The organism is Pseudomonas sp. (genome assembly GCF_033723075.1).
In the GTDB taxonomy this organism is placed as follows: Bacteria; Pseudomonadota; Gammaproteobacteria; order Pseudomonadales; family Pseudomonadaceae; genus Aquipseudomonas.
Genome location: NZ_JAWVXU010000012.1, coordinates 48469 through 65147, shown reverse-complemented (window position 1 = coordinate 65147; position 16679 = coordinate 48469). Strand labels below are relative to the sequence as shown.

19 protein-coding genes and 2 riboswitches are annotated in these 16679 nt (G+C 62.2%); of the genes, 15 read left to right on the top strand and 4 right to left on the bottom strand.

Features of this window, described 5'->3' with window-relative positions; genetic code table 11:
* Positions 1-8 precede the first annotated feature (8 nt).
* The 14 genes from R3355_RS15315 (at position 9) to R3355_RS15250 (ending at position 12746) form a co-directional block, all read left to right on the top strand.
* The gene (locus tag R3355_RS15315; protein WP_318949728.1) at positions 9-881 is read left to right on the top strand and encodes a ParB/RepB/Spo0J family partition protein; all 873 of its coding nucleotides are present in this window, start codon (positions 9-11) and stop codon (positions 879-881) included.
* 147 nt (positions 882-1028) lie between these two features.
* Positions 1029-1436, top strand: a complete 408-nt coding sequence (locus R3355_RS15310; protein ID WP_318961955.1) for a F0F1 ATP synthase subunit I — start codon at positions 1029-1031, stop codon at positions 1434-1436.
* Positions 1437-1450: 14 nt separating this feature from the next.
* The gene (gene atpB / locus R3355_RS15305) at positions 1451-2320 is read left to right on the top strand and encodes a F0F1 ATP synthase subunit A (protein ID WP_318949726.1); all 870 of its coding nucleotides are present in this window, start codon (positions 1451-1453) and stop codon (positions 2318-2320) included.
* Positions 2321-2486: 166 nt separating this feature from the next.
* A complete protein-coding gene (gene atpE / locus R3355_RS15300) occupies positions 2487-2744 on the top strand; it encodes a F0F1 ATP synthase subunit C (protein WP_003097235.1) in 258 nt (85 codons plus the stop codon).
* A gap of 57 nt (positions 2745-2801) precedes the next feature.
* Positions 2802-3272 carry a F0F1 ATP synthase subunit B gene (locus R3355_RS15295; RefSeq protein WP_318961954.1) on the top strand — a complete coding sequence of 157 codons (471 nt, stop codon included), beginning with the start codon at positions 2802-2804 and terminating at the stop codon, positions 3270-3272.
* A 14-nt stretch (positions 3273-3286) separates the two neighbouring features.
* Positions 3287-3823: a F0F1 ATP synthase subunit delta gene (locus R3355_RS15290; protein WP_318961953.1), complete on the top strand. Its 537-nt coding sequence runs from the start codon at positions 3287-3289 to the stop codon at positions 3821-3823.
* 18 nt (positions 3824-3841) lie between these two features.
* The gene (gene atpA, locus R3355_RS15285; protein WP_318961952.1) at positions 3842-5386 is read left to right on the top strand and encodes a F0F1 ATP synthase subunit alpha; all 1545 of its coding nucleotides are present in this window, start codon (positions 3842-3844) and stop codon (positions 5384-5386) included.
* A 50-nt stretch (positions 5387-5436) separates the two neighbouring features.
* Positions 5437-6297, top strand: coding sequence for a F0F1 ATP synthase subunit gamma (gene atpG, locus R3355_RS15280; RefSeq protein ID WP_318951084.1), 861 nt, complete (start codon positions 5437-5439; stop codon positions 6295-6297).
* Between the two features lie 30 nt (positions 6298-6327).
* Positions 6328-7704 carry a F0F1 ATP synthase subunit beta gene (gene atpD, locus R3355_RS15275; RefSeq protein ID WP_318951083.1) on the top strand — a complete coding sequence of 459 codons (1377 nt, stop codon included), beginning with the start codon at positions 6328-6330 and terminating at the stop codon, positions 7702-7704.
* Between the two features lie 42 nt (positions 7705-7746).
* Complete coding sequence (locus tag R3355_RS15270; RefSeq protein WP_172148049.1) at positions 7747-8175, top strand: F0F1 ATP synthase subunit epsilon; 429 nt, start codon at positions 7747-7749, stop codon at positions 8173-8175.
* Positions 8176-8271: 96 nt separating this feature from the next.
* On the top strand, positions 8272-9636 hold the full coding sequence (glmU, locus tag R3355_RS15265; RefSeq protein ID WP_318961951.1) for a bifunctional UDP-N-acetylglucosamine diphosphorylase/glucosamine-1-phosphate N-acetyltransferase GlmU: 1365 nt from the start codon (positions 8272-8274) through the stop codon (positions 9634-9636).
* 151 nt (positions 9637-9787) lie between these two features.
* Positions 9788-10558, top strand: a complete 771-nt coding sequence (locus tag R3355_RS15260) for a DeoR/GlpR family DNA-binding transcription regulator (RefSeq protein WP_318961950.1) — start codon at positions 9788-9790, stop codon at positions 10556-10558.
* Between the two features lie 12 nt (positions 10559-10570).
* On the top strand, positions 10571-12421 hold the full coding sequence (gene glmS / locus R3355_RS15255) for a glutamine--fructose-6-phosphate transaminase (isomerizing) (protein ID WP_318961949.1): 1851 nt from the start codon (positions 10571-10573) through the stop codon (positions 12419-12421).
* Positions 12422-12428: 7 nt separating this feature from the next.
* Positions 12429-12746, top strand: coding sequence for a hypothetical protein (locus R3355_RS15250; RefSeq protein ID WP_318961948.1), 318 nt, complete (start codon positions 12429-12431; stop codon positions 12744-12746).
* Here R3355_RS15250 and cobM read toward each other — a convergent pair.
* From cobM to R3355_RS15230, 4 genes are read right to left on the bottom strand one after another with little or no spacing between them, the layout of a single operon-like run.
* Positions 12727-13482: a precorrin-4 C(11)-methyltransferase gene (gene cobM, locus R3355_RS15245; RefSeq protein WP_318961947.1), complete on the bottom strand. Its 756-nt coding sequence runs from the start codon at positions 13480-13482 to the stop codon at positions 12727-12729. The genes R3355_RS15250 and cobM overlap by 20 nt on opposite strands.
* Positions 13479-13922, bottom strand: a complete 444-nt coding sequence (locus R3355_RS15240) for a cobalamin biosynthesis protein (RefSeq protein WP_318961946.1) — start codon at positions 13920-13922, stop codon at positions 13479-13481. The genes cobM and R3355_RS15240 overlap by 4 nt, the downstream gene beginning before the upstream one ends.
* A gap of 3 nt (positions 13923-13925) precedes the next feature.
* Positions 13926-14642 carry a CbtA family protein gene (locus R3355_RS15235; protein WP_318961945.1) on the bottom strand — a complete coding sequence of 239 codons (717 nt, stop codon included), beginning with the start codon at positions 14640-14642 and terminating at the stop codon, positions 13926-13928.
* 10 nt (positions 14643-14652) lie between these two features.
* On the bottom strand, positions 14653-14838 hold the full coding sequence (locus tag R3355_RS15230; RefSeq protein ID WP_318961944.1) for a CbtB domain-containing protein: 186 nt from the start codon (positions 14836-14838) through the stop codon (positions 14653-14655).
* A 100-nt stretch (positions 14839-14938) separates the two neighbouring features.
* Positions 14939-15159, bottom strand: a riboswitch (cobalamin riboswitch).
* A gap of 58 nt (positions 15160-15217) precedes the next feature.
* A riboswitch (cobalamin riboswitch) is annotated at positions 15218-15449 on the top strand.
* Between the two features lie 101 nt (positions 15450-15550).
* Here R3355_RS15230 and cobW point away from each other — a divergent pair.
* On the top strand, positions 15551-16603 hold the full coding sequence (gene cobW / locus R3355_RS15225) for a cobalamin biosynthesis protein CobW (protein ID WP_318961943.1): 1053 nt from the start codon (positions 15551-15553) through the stop codon (positions 16601-16603).
* Positions 16604-16679 lie beyond the last annotated feature (76 nt).

The window sequence follows — 16679 nt, the reverse complement described above, 5'->3', positions numbered from 1 at the left end:
AACTTCGCATGGCCGCCAAGAAACGAGGGCTGGGACGAGGCTTGGACGCCCTGTTGGGGGGCACCACCGTCACTGCACTGCAGGAAGAAGCCGCCCAGGTCGATAGCCGCGAGCTGCAATACGTGCCACTGGATCTGATCCAGCGCGGCAAGTACCAACCGCGACGCGACATGGATGCCACCGCACTGGACGAACTGGCCCAGTCGATCAAGGCCCAGGGCGTCCTGCAGCCGATCGTGGTGCGGCCGATTGGCCAAGGGCGTTTCGAGATCGTTGCCGGCGAGCGGCGCTGGCGTGCCTGCCAGCAGGCTGGCCTGGAGAAGATTCCGGCGATGGTGCGCGAACTGCCCGACGAGGCGGCGATCGCCATGGCGCTGATCGAGAACATCCAGCGCGAAGACCTCAACCCGATCGACGAGGCCGTTGCCTTGCAGCGGCTGCAGCAGGAATTCCAGCTGACCCAGCAACAGGTGGCCGAGGCCGTGGGCAAATCCCGCGTGACCATCAGCAACCTGCTGCGCCTGATCGGTCTGCCGGACGAGATCAAGACCCTGCTGTCCCATGGCGACCTGGAGATGGGCCATGCCCGTGCCCTGCTTGGCCTGCCGGCGGAGCAACAGGTCGAAGGGGCGCGACACGTTGTCGCACGCGGGCTGACCGTGCGGCAAACCGAGGCCCTGGTACGCCAGTGGCTGAGCGGCAAACCCAAGGTCGAAGCCGCGGCCAAAAGCGACCCGGACATCAGTCGTCTGGAACAGCGCCTGGCCGAGCGCCTGGGCTCTCCGGTGCAGATCAAGCACGGGCAAAAGGGCAAAGGCCAGTTGGTGATTCGCTACAACTCGCTGGATGAATTGCAGGGCGTGCTGGCCCACATTCGCTGAAACAATTGATCATGTAGCGGCTTCACGGAAATCACTACCTGACAGTTGAACCGGGGGGGCTGCGCCCCTATACTTTGCGCGCTTTTGTCGGCACGAAATATGCCAGGTCGTTGATTTGAGGCGGCCGAAGCCGTAAGGACTGTGACGATGGATGTTCGCACGCCAAATCGCCTGCCCTTTCATCGTTTAGCGGTGTTTCCGGTCTTGCTGGCCCAGCTGGCTGTACTACTGTTAGCGGCTGCGGTGCTGTACGTCACACGTGGAACAGTAAGTGGTTATTCGGGGTTGTGTGGCGGGCTGATTGCCTGGTTGCCAAATCTGTACTTTGCCCACAAGGCGTTCCGATTCAGTGGAGCGCGGGCCGCCCAGGCGATAGTCCGGTCTTTCTATGCCGGTGAAGCGGGCAAACTGATTTTGACGGCAGTGTTGTTTGCACTGACGTTCGCAGGCGTGAAGCCATTGGATGCGCTGGCGGTATTCGGCGTATTCCTGCTGACCCAATTGGTCAACTGGTTCGCGCCCCTGCTAATGAAAACAAGATTTTTAAGACCTTAGCGCTCGAGGGATATATGGCAGCAGCAGAAACCGCTTCGGGTTATATCCAGCATCACTTGACCAACCTGACCTACGGTCAGCACCCGGTCAACGGCTGGAGCTTTGCCCACAACGTCAGGGAAGCTCAAGAAATGGGCTTCTGGGCATTCCATGTCGATACTTTGTTGGTGTCGGTGGTGCTCGGCCTGATCTTCATTCTGTTGTTCCGCGCCGCAGCCAAGCGCGCCACTTCCGGGCAACCGGGTGGTCTGCAGAATTTCGTCGAAGTACTGGTCGAGTTCGTCGATGGCAGTGTCAAAGACACCTTCCATGGTCGCAACGCGCTGATCGCACCGCTGGGTCTGACCATCTTCGTCTGGGTCTTCCTGATGAACTTCATGGACCTGATCCCAGTGGATTGGCTGCCGATGCTGGCCGCGACCCTCGTCGGCGATCCGCACCTGTTCTTCCGCGTGGTGCCGACCACCGACCCGAACGCCACCCTGGGCCTGGCCCTGTCGGTGTTTGCCCTGATCCTCTACTACAGCATCAAGGTCAAAGGTATCGGCGGTTTCATCGGTGAGCTGACCCTGCACCCGTTCGGCAGCAAGAACATCCTGATCCAGGCCCTGTTCGTGCCGGTCAACTTGCTGCTCGAGTTGGTGACCCTGATTGCCAAGCCGATTTCCCTGGCTCTGCGTCTGTTCGGCAACCTCTACGCCGGCGAGCTGATCTTCATTCTTATTGCAGTCATGTTCAGCGGCGGTTTGCTGCTGGGCGGTCTGGGTATCGTCTTGCAGTGGGCGTGGGCCGTCTTCCACATCCTGATCATCGTGCTGCAAGCGTTCATCTTCATGATGCTGACCATCGTCTACCTGTCGATGGCGCACGAAGACAACCACTAAGCGCGCAACGCGCATCCTCGATGCCCTTCCCCTGCGGGGAAAAGGCAGACCAGGCTGCGCTCTGCTCAAGGTGGACGCCCGCAAGGGCAACACAGGCAATGATTTAGCTTTACCGCTTTACCTTAGAAAACCTTAAACCAATACGACATAAAAGTCGGGAGGAAAGATGGAAACTGTAGTTGGTCTGACCGCGATCGCTGTAGCACTGCTGATTGGCCTGGGTGCCCTGGGTACCGCCATTGGTTTCGGCCTGCTGGGCGGCAAGTTCCTGGAAGGCGCTGCGCGTCAACCGGAAATGGTTCCGATGCTGCAAGTCAAGATGTTCATCGTCGCCGGTCTGCTCGACGCCGTGACCATGATCGGCGTTGGTATCGCACTGTTCTTCACCTTCGCGAACCCCTTCGTTGGTCAAATTGCAGGCTAATCACTCGAGTACTCGAGTGGATTGGTTTGACGGACAACGAACGAGCGAGGTGTTGGCGTGAACATTAATGCAACCCTGATTGGCCAGTCCGTTGCCTTCTTCATCTTCGTGCTGTTCTGCATGAAGTTCGTATGGCCTCCGGTCATTACGGCTTTGCAGGATCGTCAGAAGAAGATTGCAGATGGACTGGACGCTGCCAGCCGTGCGGCTCGTGACCTGGAGTTGGCCCAAGATAAAGTGGCTCAACAACTGCGCGACGCCAAAGGCCAAGCAGCCGAAATCATTGAGCAAGCCAAGAAACGTGGAACCCAGATCGTCGACGAAGCCCGTGAACAGGCCCGTGTCGAAGCTGACCGCGTGAAGGCTCAGGCTCAGGCCGAGATCGAACAGGAACTGAACAGCGTCAAAGACGCCTTGCGTGCCCAAGTGGGTAGCCTGGCCGTCAGCGGTGCCGAGAAGATCCTGGGCGCATCCATCGACCAAAACGCGCATGCGGAGCTGGTTTCCAAACTGGCAGCCGAAATTTAAGCGAGGGCGCGATCATGGCAGAACTGACCACGCTGGCCCGACCTTACGCCAAGGCTGCTTTCGAGTATGCCCAGGCCCATCAGCAACTGGCCTCCTGGTCAGCCATGCTTGGCCTGGCCGCTGCGGTGTCGCAAGACGACACCATCCAGCGCATGCTCACGGCTCCGCGTCTGACGAGTACAGATAAGTCCACCACCTTCAACGAGGTGTGTGGTGACAAGTTCGACGCCCAGGTACGCAATTTCATCCATATCGTCGCCGAAAACGATCGCCTGGCCCTGTTGCCGGAGATCGCCGATCTGTTCGAGCTGTACAAGGCCGAACAGGAAAAATCGGTGGACGTGGATGTCACCAGTGCCTTCGCATTGAGCGATGAACAGCAAGACAAACTCGCCAAGGTTCTCAGTGCACGGCTCGGCCGGGAAGTGCGCCTGCATGCTACGGAGGATGCCAGCCTGATAGGTGGTGTCGTGATCCGCGCCGGCGACCTGGTTATCGATGGCTCAGTTCGCGGCAAAATCGCGAAGCTGGCCGAAGCATTGAATTCTTGAGTTTGAAGGGGCAGCGCTATGCAGCAACTCAATCCTTCCGAAATAAGTGAAATCATCAAGGGCCGCATCGACAAACTCGATGTTGCCTCGCAAGCCCGTAACGAAGGCACGGTCGTCAGCGTCTCCGACGGTATCGTGCGGATTCATGGTCTGGCCGACGTCATGTACGGCGAAATGATCGAGTTCCCGGGTGCCGTCTACGGCATGGCGATGAACCTCGAGCGCGACTCTGTCGGCGCCGTGGTTCTCGGTGCCTATCAGTCGTTGGCTGAAGGCATGAGTGCCAAGTGCACCGGCCGCATCCTCGAAGTGCCGGTAGGTCCGGAACTGCTGGGTCGTGTGGTCGATGCCCTGGGTAACCCGGTTGACGGTAAAGGCCCACTGAACAACGTCCTCAGCGACGCGGTTGAGAAGGTTGCACCGGGCGTGATCTGGCGTAAGTCGGTCGACCAACCGGTGCAAACCGGTTACAAGGCCGTCGACGCCATGATTCCGGTTGGCCGTGGCCAGCGCGAGCTGATCATCGGCGACCGTCAGATCGGTAAAACCGCTCTGGCGATCGATGCCATCATCAACCAGAAGAACAGCGGCATTAAGTGCGTCTACGTGGCAATCGGTCAGAAGCAATCGACCATCGCCAACGTGGTGCGCAAGCTGGAAGAAAACGGTGCCCTGGCTAACACCATCATCGTTGCCGCCAGTGCTTCCGAATCCGCTGCGCTGCAATTCATTGCACCGTACTCCGGTTGCACCATGGGCGAGTACTTCCGCGACCGTGGCGAAGACGCGCTGATCGTGTATGACGATCTGTCCAAGCAAGCTGTGGCTTACCGCCAGATTTCCCTGCTGCTGCGCCGTCCGCCAGGCCGTGAAGCCTACCCGGGCGACGTGTTCTATCTCCACAGCCGCCTGCTGGAGCGCGCCTCGCGTGTTTCCGAAGAGTATGTCGAGAAGTTCACCAACGGCGAAGTGAAAGGCAAGACCGGTTCCCTGACCGCCCTGCCGATCATCGAAACCCAGGCTGGCGACGTTTCCGCGTTCGTTCCGACCAACGTGATCTCGATCACCGACGGTCAGATCTTCCTGGAATCGGCTATGTTCAACTCCGGCATCCGTCCGGCTGTGAACGCCGGTGTTTCGGTATCCCGCGTAGGTGGTGCCGCTCAGACCAAGATCATCAAGAAGCTTTCCGGTGGTATCCGTACCGCTCTGGCTCAGTACCGTGAACTGGCGGCTTTCGCCCAGTTCGCCTCTGACCTGGACGAAGCCACCCGCAAGCAGCTCGAGCATGGTCAGCGCGTTACCGAGCTGATGAAGCAGAAGCAATACGCGCCGATGTCCATCGCCGACATGTCGCTGTCCCTGTACTCGGCCGAACGTGGCTACCTGCAGGACATCGAAATCGTCAAAATCGGCAGCTTCGAACAAGCTCTGATTGCTTACTTCAACCGCGATCACGCCGACTTGATGGCGAAGATCAACGTGAAGGGTGACTTCAATGACGAAATCGACGCTGGCCTGAAAGCCGGTATCGAGAAGTTCAAGGCCACCCAAACCTGGTAAGCCGCAGCGGAGGTCTGATGACCTCCGCCTGCTAACCCGATAGGTGTCAAATGGCAGGCGCAAAAGAGATTCGCAGCAAGATTGCGAGCATCAAAAGCACGCAAAAGATCACCAGCGCCATGGAAAAGGTGGCTGTCAGCAAGATGCGCAAGGCTCAAATGCGCATGTCTGCCAGCCGTCCTTACGCGGAGCGCATCCGCCAGGTGATTGGTCATCTGGCCAACGCCAACCCGGAATACCGTCACTCGTTCATGATCGAGCGTGAAGTAAAGCGCGTCGGTTATGTGGTGGTGAGCAGTGACCGTGGCTTGTGTGGTGGCCTCAATACCAACCTGTTCAAGGCCCTGGTCAAGGACATGGTGGTAAACCGCGAACAAGGTGTAGAGATCGACCTCTGCGTGATTGGTGGCAAGGGTGCGGCATTCTTCCGCAGCTTTGGTGGCAATGTCGTTGCTGCGATCAGCCACCTGGGCGAAGAACCGTCGATCAACGATCTGATCGGTAGCGTCAAGGTCATGCTCGATGCGTACCTCGATGGTCGCATCGACCGTTTGTCCGTGGTCTCGAACAAGTTCATCAACACCATGACGCAACAGCCGACAGTGGAACAGTTGATTCCCCTGGTCGCTGATTCGGATCAAAAGCTCAAGCATCACTGGGACTATCTCTATGAACCCGATGCCAAGGAGCTGCTGGACGGCTTGATGGTGCGCTACGTGGAGTCGCAGGTGTACCAGGCGGTGGTCGAGAACAACGCGGCTGAACAAGCGGCGCGGATGATCGCGATGAAGAACGCTACCGACAACGCCGGTGATCTGATCAGCGATTTGCAGCTGATCTATAACAAGGCACGTCAGGCGGCGATCACCCAAGAGATCTCGGAAATCGTTGGCGGCGCTGCCGCGGTCTGATACCGGTTCAAATATTCAGAGGATCCAGCTATGAGTAGCGGACGTATCGTACAAATCATCGGCGCCGTGATCGACGTGGAATTTCCACGCGATCAGGTTCCGGGCATCTACGACGCCTTGAAAGTTCAAGGCGCCGAAACCACCCTGGAAGTTCAGCAGCAGCTGGGCGATGGCGTGGTTCGTACCATTGCGATGGGCTCGACCGAAGGCTTGAAGCGCGGTCTGGACGTCAAAAACACTGGCGCAGCCATCTCCGTACCTGTCGGTAAAGCGACCCTGGGCCGGATCATGGACGTACTGGGCAACCCGATCGACGAAGCCGGTCCGATTGGCGAAGAAGAGCGCTGGGGCATTCACCGTCCTGCGCCGTCCTTCGCTGAACAGGCAGGCGGCAACGACCTGCTGGAAACCGGCATCAAGGTTATCGACCTGATCTGCCCGTTCGCCAAAGGCGGTAAAGTCGGTCTGTTCGGTGGTGCCGGTGTCGGCAAGACCGTAAACATGATGGAACTGATCCGTAACATCGCCATCGAGCACAGCGGTTATTCCGTGTTCGCCGGTGTGGGCGAGCGTACCCGTGAGGGTAACGACTTCTACCACGAGATGAAGGACTCCAACGTTCTCGACAAGGTAGCCCTGGTTTACGGTCAGATGAACGAGCCACCAGGCAACCGTCTGCGCGTAGCTCTGACCGGCCTGACCATGGCCGAGAAGTTCCGCGACGAAGGTAACGACGTTCTGCTGTTCGTCGACAACATCTACCGCTACACCCTGGCCGGTACCGAAGTATCCGCACTGCTGGGCCGTATGCCTTCCGCAGTGGGTTATCAGCCGACCCTGGCCGAAGAGATGGGCATCCTGCAGGAGCGCATCACGTCGACCAAGAACGGTTCGATCACCTCGATCCAGGCGGTATACGTACCGGCGGATGACTTGACCGACCCGAGCCCGGCGACCACCTTCGCCCACTTGGACGCCACCGTCGTACTGTCCCGTGACATCGCTTCCCTGGGTATCTACCCGGCGGTCGACCCGCTCGACTCCACTTCGCGTCAGCTCGACCCGAACGTGATCGGTCAGGAGCACTACGACACCGCCCGTGGCGTGCAGTACGTGCTGCAGCGTTACAAGGAACTGAAGGACATCATCGCGATCCTGGGTATGGACGAGCTGTCGGAAGCCGACAAGCAGTTGGTATCCCGTGCGCGTAAGATCCAGCGCTTCCTGTCGCAGCCGTTCTTCGTGGCCGAAGTCTTCACCGGTTCGCCTGGCAAGTACGTCTCCCTGAAGGACACCATCGCTGGTTTCAGCGGTATCCTCAAAGGTGATTACGATCACCTGCCGGAGCAGGCGTTCTACATGGTCGGCGGCATCGAAGAAGCCATCGAGAAAGCGAAGAAACTGTAATCACCCGTGCGCCCGGAGACGGGCGCTTACGTGAGGCTAGATATGGCTATGACAGTCCATTGCGACATCGTCAGCGCAGAAGGCGAGATTTTCTCCGGTCTGGTCGAGATGGTGATTGCGCACGGCAACCTGGGTGATATGGGTATCGCTCCAGGCCACGCGCCGCTGATCACCGACCTCAAACCGGGTCCGATTCGCCTGATCAAGCAAGGTGGCGAAGCCGAGGTGTATTACATCTCCGGCGGCTTTCTTGAAGTGCAGCCGAACATGATCAAGGTTTTGGCCGATACCGTGCAGCGTGCTGCCGACCTCGACGAAGCCTCTGCTCAGGAAGCCGTCAAGGCTGCCGAGAAGGCCCTGCATGAAAAAGGCGCCGAGTTCGACTACGGCTCCGCCGCCGCTCGTCTGGCCGAGGCTGCAGCTCAGCTGCGCACCGTCCAGCAGCTGCGCAAGAAGTACGGCGGTAGCTGATACCAGGCTGGTCGTTGCACTTCATCGCACGTCAGTAAAAGGGTAGCCTTGGCTACCCTTTTTCTTTGTCCGCATTTTCTGGATCAGTATCTGCCTATGTCTCTCGATATCGTCATCCTCGCCGCCGGTCAGGGCACCCGCATGCGTTCCGCCTTGCCGAAAGTCCTCCATCCGATCGCCGGTCAATCCATGCTCGCGCATGTCATCGACCGCGCCCGGGAGCTTTCGCCTGCCGGCATCCATGTGGTGATCGGGCATGGCGCAGACCTGGTGCGCGAGCGACTGGCCGCAGATGACCTGAACTTCGTCCTGCAGAGCGAACAACTGGGCACCGGTCATGCCGTGGCCCAGGCCCTGCCGGCGCTGACGGCCGAGCGCGTGCTGATCCTCTACGGCGATGTGCCGCTGATCGAGACCGCCACCCTCGAGCGTTTGCTCGAGCAGGTCGGCGCCGAGCAGCTTGGGCTATTGACGGTCGACCTCATCGATCCGACCGGCTACGGCCGCATCGTTCGCGATGGCACCGGTGTGGTCAAGGCGATCGTCGAGCACAAGGACGCCACACCCGAGCAGCGGCAGATCTGCGAAGGCAACACCGGGATTCTCGCCGTCCCGGGCAAGCGCCTGGGCGACTGGCTGAGCCGGCTGTCCAACAGCAATGCCCAGGGCGAGTACTACCTGACCGACGTGATCGCCATGGCCGTGGCCGATGGCCTGGTGGTGGCCACCGAGCAACCGCTGGATGCCATGGAAGTGCAGGGCGCCAACGACCGCATGCAGCTGGCCGAGCTCGAGCGTCACTACCAGCAGCGCGCCGCGCGCAGCCTGATGGTCCAGGGCGTGACCCTGCGCGACCCGGCGCGTTTCGACCTGCGCGGCGAGGTGACGGTCGGCCGCGACGTGCTGATCGATATCAACGTGATCCTCGAAGGCCGGGTGGTCATCGAAGACGGGGTGCAGATCGGCCCCAATTGCGTGATCAAGGACAGCACCCTGCGCCAGGGCGCAGTGGTCAAGGCCAACAGCCATCTGGACGGTGCCGAAATGGGCGCGGGCAGCGATTGCGGTCCGTTCGCCCGCCTGCGTCCCGGCAGCGTGCTCGGCGCCAAGGCGCATGTCGGCAACTTCGTCGAACTGAAGAACGCCGTACTGGGCGAAGGCGCCAAGGCCGGGCACCTGAGCTACCTGGGCGATGCCGAGATAGGCGCCCGAACCAATATCGGTGCCGGCAGCATCACCTGCAACTACGACGGCGCCAACAAGTTCAAGACGGTGCTCGGCGAGGACGTGTTCATCGGCTCCAACAGCGCCCTGGTGGCACCGGTGAACCTGGGCGACGGCGCCACCACCGGCGCCGGTTCGGTGGTGACCAGCGATGTGCCGGCCAACACCCTGGCGGTCGCTCGCGCCAAGCAGCGCAACATCGAGGGCTGGAAGCGCCCGGTGAAAATCAACAAGTAGGGCGGCCTCGCCGCGCAGCGGCAGCCCGCCATTGAGTTCGGCGTACGGCCTTCGGCGAGTACGCCCTACGGGCTGATCGCCAAGCGGCTCTTGACTCCAAAGCTTCATTAGGTTTTGATTCGCGTAATTATCTTTCGAATCGAAACTTAGCATGTCGAAACGCAACACTCCGCAACGTCGTCACACCATCCTCGCCTTGCTCGCCGAGCAGGGCGAGGTGAGTGTGGATGAGTTGGCCAAGCGTTTCGCCACCTCGGAAGTGACTATCCGCAAGGACCTCACCGCGCTGGAAAAAAACGGCCTGTTGCTGCGCCGCTATGGCGGTGCGGTGCCGTTGCCGCAGGAGTTGATCGGCGATGCCGGTCAGCCGATTTCCAGGTACAAGCAGGCCATCGCCCGCGCCGGCGTGGCGCGGATCCGCGAGCATGCGCGGATCATCATCGACAGCGGCACCACCACCGCGGCGATGATCCCCGAGCTGGGGCATAAGCCGGGCCTGGTGGTGATGACCAACTCGCTGAATGTGGCCCGCGCCCTCAGTGAACTGGAACATGAGCCGGTACTGTTGATGACCGGCGGCACCTGGGATCCGCATTCGGAATCCTTCCAGGGTCAGGTCGCCGAACAGGTGCTGCGCTCCTACGACTTCGACCAGCTGTTTATCGGTGCCGATGGCATCGACCTGGCCCGCGGCACCACCACCTTCAACGAGCTGCTCGGCCTGTCGCGGGTGATGGCCGAGGTGGCCCGCGAAGTGGTGGTGATGGTCGAGAGCGACAAGATCGGCCGCAAGATTCCCAACCTGGAACTGCCCTGGAGCAGCGTCCATACCCTGATCACCGACGAGCGCCTCGGCGCCGAGGTGCGTGAACAACTGACTGCGCGCGGCATCAACCTGATCTGCGCCGCCGTAGAGCATTAATAGGAGAAGACTATGTGTGGCATCGTGGGCGCCGTCGCCGAACGCAACATCACCGCCGTGCTGGTGGAAGGCCTGAAACGCCTGGAATACCGCGGCTACGACAGCGCCGGTGTGGCGCTGCTGAATGAACAGGGCCAGCTCGAACGCCGCCGTCGGGTGGGCAAGGTCAGCGAACTGCAAAGCGCCTTGAGCGACGAGCCGTTGGCGGGACGCCTGGGCATCGCCCACACCCGTTGGGCCACCCACGGTGCGCCGAGCGAGCGCAACGCCCACCCGCATTTCTCAGGCATTGATCTGGCAGTGGTGCACAACGGCATCATCGAAAACCACGAGCAACTGCGCGCACAACTGAAAGACCTGGGCTATGTGTTCAGCTCGGATACCGATACCGAAGTCATCGTCCACCTGCTCGAGCACAAGCTGCAGAGCCTGGGCGACCTGACCGCCGCGCTCAAGGCCGCGGTCAAGGAACTGCACGGCGCCTACGGTCTGGCGGTGATCAGTGCACAGCAGCCGGATCGCCTGCTCGCCGCCCGCAGTGGCAGCCCACTGGTGATCGGTCTGGGCCTGGGCGAGAACTTCCTCGCCTCGGATCAGCTTGCGTTAAGGCAGGTGACAGACCGTTTCATGTACCTGGAAGAAGGCGATATCGCCGAGATCCGCCGTGATGGCGTGCAGATCTGGGATGTCGACGGCAAGCCGGTCGCACGCGAAAGCGTGCAGTACCACGAAGGCGCCGAGGCAGCCGACAAGGGCGCGTTCCGCCACTTCATGCTCAAGGAAATCCACGAACAGCCCAAGGTGGTCCAGCGCACCCTGGAGGGTCGCCTCGGCACTAACCAGGTGCTGGTCCAGGCGTTCGGTCCGCAGGCCGCCGAGTTGTTCGCCAAGGTCAAGAACGTGCAGATCGTCGCCTGTGGCACCAGCTATCACGCCGGCATGGTCGCCCGTTACTGGCTGGAAGAGCTGGCCGGGATTCCCTGCCAGATCGAGGTGGCCAGCGAATTCCGCTACCGCAAGGTGGTGGTGCAGGCGGATACCCTGTTCATCAGCATTTCCCAGTCCGGCGAAACCGCCGACACCCTAGCGGCGCTGCGCAATGCCAAGGCGCTGAGCCCCGAGCGGGGCGGTTACCTGGCCAGCCTGGCGATCTGCAACGTCGGCATCAGCTCGCTGGTGCGCGAATCCGACCTGTGCCTGCTGACCCAGGCCGGCCCGGAAATCGGCGTGGCCTCGACCAAGGCCTTCACCACCCAGCTGGTGGCCCTGATGCTGCTCACCCTGTCCATTGGTCAGGTACGCGGCAGCCTGGACCCGGCGCTGGAGGCCGAACTGGTGGACGAACTGCGCCGCCTGCCGACCCGCCTCGGCGAAGCGCTGGCCATGGATACGGTGGTGGAGAAGATCGCCGAACTGTTTGCCGAGAAGCACCACGCGCTGTTCCTCGGCCGTGGCGCACAGTACCCGGTGGCCATGGAAGGCGCGCTCAAGCTCAAGGAAATCTCCTATATCCATGCCGAAGCCTACCCGGCCGGCGAACTCAAGCACGGCCCGCTGGCCCTGGTCGACAGCGACATGCCGGTGGTCACGGTGGCGCCGAACAACGAGCTGCTGGAGAAGCTCAAATCCAACCTGCAGGAAGTGCGCGCCCGTGGCGGCGAACTGATCGTGTTCGCCGACCAGCAGGCCGGCATGACCAACGGCGAGGGCACCCATGTGGTCAACATGCCGCACATCCACGATGCCCTGGCGCCGATCCTCTACACCATTCCGCTGCAGCTGCTGTCCTACTACGTCGCCGTGCTCAAGGGCACCGACGTCGATCAGCCGCGCAACCTGGCCAAGAGCGTGACTGTCGAGTAACGGGCGCATGAGTCCTGCCCTGGCGCTGTTATTCGACGGTTGCCGGGCCGTACTGTCGGGCGATGAGGTTGGTATCGCCCGGCTGCGCGCGGCGGGCTTTGTCTGCGCCACTGCAGCCTGGCAGTTTCGCCTGCCGGTTCTGCATGCCTACCTGATGACGCGCCTGCCGCCTGGCGAGCGCGTCGACTACCCAGCCTTTCTACGCGAACTCTATGCCAGCGACCTGAATGCGCGCCTGCGCGAGCTGGGCGCCGAGATAGCCATTGTGGATAACCTCGGCAAGGTCGATTTGAGCACCTACGGCCTCATATCTCTGACGACCTGAACAGGTGTCGATGTTCGGCGTTATACAGCGCCGAATCGGCGAACTGTTCGGCGTTCAGTACCCGGCCCACCAGGATCAATGCGGTGCGGCGGAAGCCCTTGGCGTGCACCCGCTCTTCGATATCGGCCAGGGTGCCGCTGACCCAGTCCTGATCCGGCCAGCTGGCGCGGTGGACCACGGCGATCGGGCAATCGGCGCCGTAATGCGGTAGCAGTTCGGCGACTATCTTGCCCAGATGTACCACGCCCAGGTGAATGGCCATGGTCGCGCCGTGGCGGGCCAGGTCGTGCAGCTGCTCGCCGGCGGGCATCGTCGACTTGCTCGCGTAGCGGGTAAGGATCAGCGTCTGCGACACCTCGGGCAGGGTCAGCTCGCATTCCAGCAGGGCGGCGCAGGCGGCAGTGGCGGTCACCCCGGGGATGATCTGGAAGGGAATGGCCAGCGCGCGCAGCTGACGGATCTGCTCGCCGATGGCGCCATAGAGCGAGGGGTCGCCGGAATGCACGCGGGCCACATCCTGGCCCTTGGCGTGGGCCTGGCGGATCAGCCCGACAATCTCCTGCAGGTGCAGTTCGGCGGTGTTGACCACCAGTTCGGCACTATTGCCAGCAAGTACCGCCTCAGGCACCAGTGAGCCGGCGTACAGGATCACTGGGCAGGCGCGCAGCAGGCGCTGGCCCTTGACGGTGATCAGCTCCGGGTCGCCGGGGCCGGCGCCGATAAAGTAGACGGTCATTGAATCTCCAGAAATAGCTTCTCCAGAAGCTGCGCCCTGGCCAGGGCACAGGTGGCGTTGGCCGAGCGCAGTTTTTCCCCCAGCAGTTCGGCGCGTTGTCCGCTCAGCACTTCGGCCTGGGCCAGGGCGCTGGCCTCGGCGACCCCGGCGCTGCCGGTGATCTGCAGGCTCAGCGTCGAGGTCTGTCCGAGCCGCTCGTGGTAGTGACTCAGCTGGCTGGCCGGCAGCCAGGCGATAGGCAGGTGCAGCTGTTCAGCCAGTTGGCGCAAGCCGGGTTCATCCTGTTTATGGCTGCTGCTGGCCAGGGCGCTGAGCTCGGCCGGCTGCAAGCCGTGCGGCTGTAGCGCCTGCTGCAGCAGGTCGAACAACTGCGCGCTGGAACAGCCGCGCCGACAGCCCAGCCCGGCGACATGGATCAACTGAGCGCCGGCCTGGAGCAAGGCTCAGACGCCGTGACGGTTACGGCTGTAGAACCAGGCAGCCGCCAGGCCCAGCACCGCCCAGAACAGCGCATTGGTCAGCAGCGAGGCGAGGATGAACTCCTGCTCCAGAGCGGCCGGAGCCAGGCTCGAATGCACCTCGGGCTGCGGCGCGCCGATCAGGTGCGGAATTGCCAGCAGCACCAGGCCGAGGACGCGCAGCGGCCAATGCCGGCCGAACGCCAACAGGCCCAGGCCGGCAGCTGTAGCCGCGGCGGTGCCGAGCCACCAGTACTGGCGCAGCAGCAGGTCGGCGGCGGCGGTGCCCGGCAGCTCCGGCGGCAGGCCCGCGGACGGCGCCAGGGCGAAGGTGGCGAAACCACCGAGGCCCCAGAGCAGGCCCTGCCAGGTTCGGCCCGGCGCACGCAGGGTGAACAGGCCGGCAAGCATCAGGGCGAAACCGACGGCCACCACCAGGTTGCTCAGGCCAGTGGCCAGGCTGCGTTGCCAGCCGTCTTCGGGAGCCCAGGCTTCGCCGTCATGGCTATGGCCATCGGCGTGCTCGTGGGGCGCTGCGGCGGCGTGGCTGTGGCTGCTGGCCACTGCGGCGGCCGGCTCGCTGACTTCGAAGCTTTCCGCCTGGAGAATCAACGGAGTGAGCCACAGGCTCTGCAGCAGGGTCAGCACAATGGCGGCGAACAGGCCGGCGAAGCCTGCCGTCTGGGCGATACGCTTAAGCATGGGAGCAGTCTCAGTGGCAGGGGAAGGCGGCGCTGTGGCGGGTATCGTGGGCCGCGTTGTGCATGGCCTCGATAGGCGAGAAGCCGGCGACGAAAATCAGCGCGGCGCCCAGCAGGCAGCTGCCGACGGCCAGCAGCAGGCGTTGCGAAAGAGGGAGGGTGACGCTGGATGAAGCGGCTAGCGTGCTGTGGGACATAAGCTGACCTTCTGCTGTTGGGTAAGCGATGCAGAAGGACGCAGCAAGACCCCGACCCTGAACGGGCGGGATACCGGCGCGTACCTGCCCACCGCAGGTTGCCAAATAAAACGCTTCAGGCCGGTCTCCGGGCTTGCGCAGACTGTCGCGGGGGACAGTTCCAGAATCAGCCTTCCCAAGCCAATGGCTCAGTGGCTATCACGACTCTGACGTGCGCTTACCGTTGCGGGGGCAGCGCCGGAATTGCCCACAGAGGGCGCACCGGCTTCCCGTTTCACCTCGCGCAGCGACGCGCGAGACACCTGAAACAGCTTTTTAGAACATCACGAAGCGGCCCTGCCCGTCAACCGCGGCGATTGACCTGTCCCCAGGCACTGCGTAGCCTTCGCTCCGTCGAGGTTCTTCGGTGTTTGCCATCGAAGCTAAGAGGGAACAGGGTTATGCCCTGGCTGCCCCCGCAACTGTGAACGACCTGTATCCCTTCTGTTGGCTGGCGCGCTCTGCGTCAGCCCGACAGCCACTGCGTCCGCGCGGGAAGGCGAAGGGAATGGCGGCGCTGAATGCCCGCCCGGTCGTGAGCCAGGAGACCTGCCTCGCAACGCTTTCGACAACCGGGCGGGGTGATCCGGTGGTGTTGGCTGACGCCCCCGTGGCTGTCATGTCTGTGCCGCCTGCCTGCTCGTCTTTCTTTTGACGTCATGCAGGGCCACTGATGAAAACGCTCGCCAAACTTCCCGTCACCATAGTCACCGGCTTTCTCGGGGCCGGTAAAACCACTCTGCTGCGGCATATGCTCGGCCACGCCGATGGCCGGCGGATCGCGGTGATCGTCAACGAGTTCGGCGAGCTGGGCATCGACGGCGAAATCCTCAAGCAGTGCTCGATCGGTTGCAGCGCAGAAGAAGCCAGCGGCCGGGTCTATGAGCTGGCCAACGGCTGCCTGTGTTGCACCGTGCAGGAGGAGTTCTTCCCGGTGATGCGCGAACTGGTGGCGCGGCGTGGCGACCTCGACCATATCCTCATCGAAACCTCCGGTCTGGCCCTGCCCAAGCCGCTGGTGCAGGCCTTCAACTGGCCGGAAATCCGCAACGCCTGCACGGTAGACGCGGTGATCACCGTGGTCGACAGCCCGGCGGTGGCCGCCGGCACCTTCGCCGCCTTCCCCGAGCAGGTCGATGCCCAGCGCCAGCTCGACCCCAATCTCGACCACGAATCGCCGCTGCACGAACTGTTTGCCGACCAACTGGCCAGCGCCGATCTGGTCATCCTCAACAAGGCCGACCTGCTCGACGCCGCCGCCCTGGCCGCGGTGCGCGCCGAAGTGGCCGGGGAGCTGCCGGCGGCGGTCAAGGTCATCGAAGCGCATGGCGGCGAACTGCCACTGGACGTGCTGCTCGGTCTCAATTGCGAGACCGAGCTGCATATCGACGGCCGCAAGACCCACCACGATCTGGAAGGTCATGAAGAACACGATCACGACGAATTCGATTCGTTCCACGTGGAACTACCGGCGGCCGAGGAGGCGCAACTGCTGCAGGCACTGAAAGCCGCGGTGGGCAAACACGGCATCCTGCGTATCAAGGGGTTTGCGGCGATTCCGGGTAAACCCATGCGCCTGCTGCTGCAAGGCGTCGGCCAGCGTTTCGACAAGCATTTCGACCGCGCTTGGCAGGCCGACGAGGCGCGCATCACCCGCCTGATCGTGATCGGCCAGCAGCTCGACCACGCCGCCATCGAAGCCGAGCTGCAGGCGGCATTGCGCTGATGCAGGGCTCGCGTGTAGGGCGTACTCGTGCAGCAGTACGCCGTAATAATGGCCACGATGGCGGACTGATCGCTGC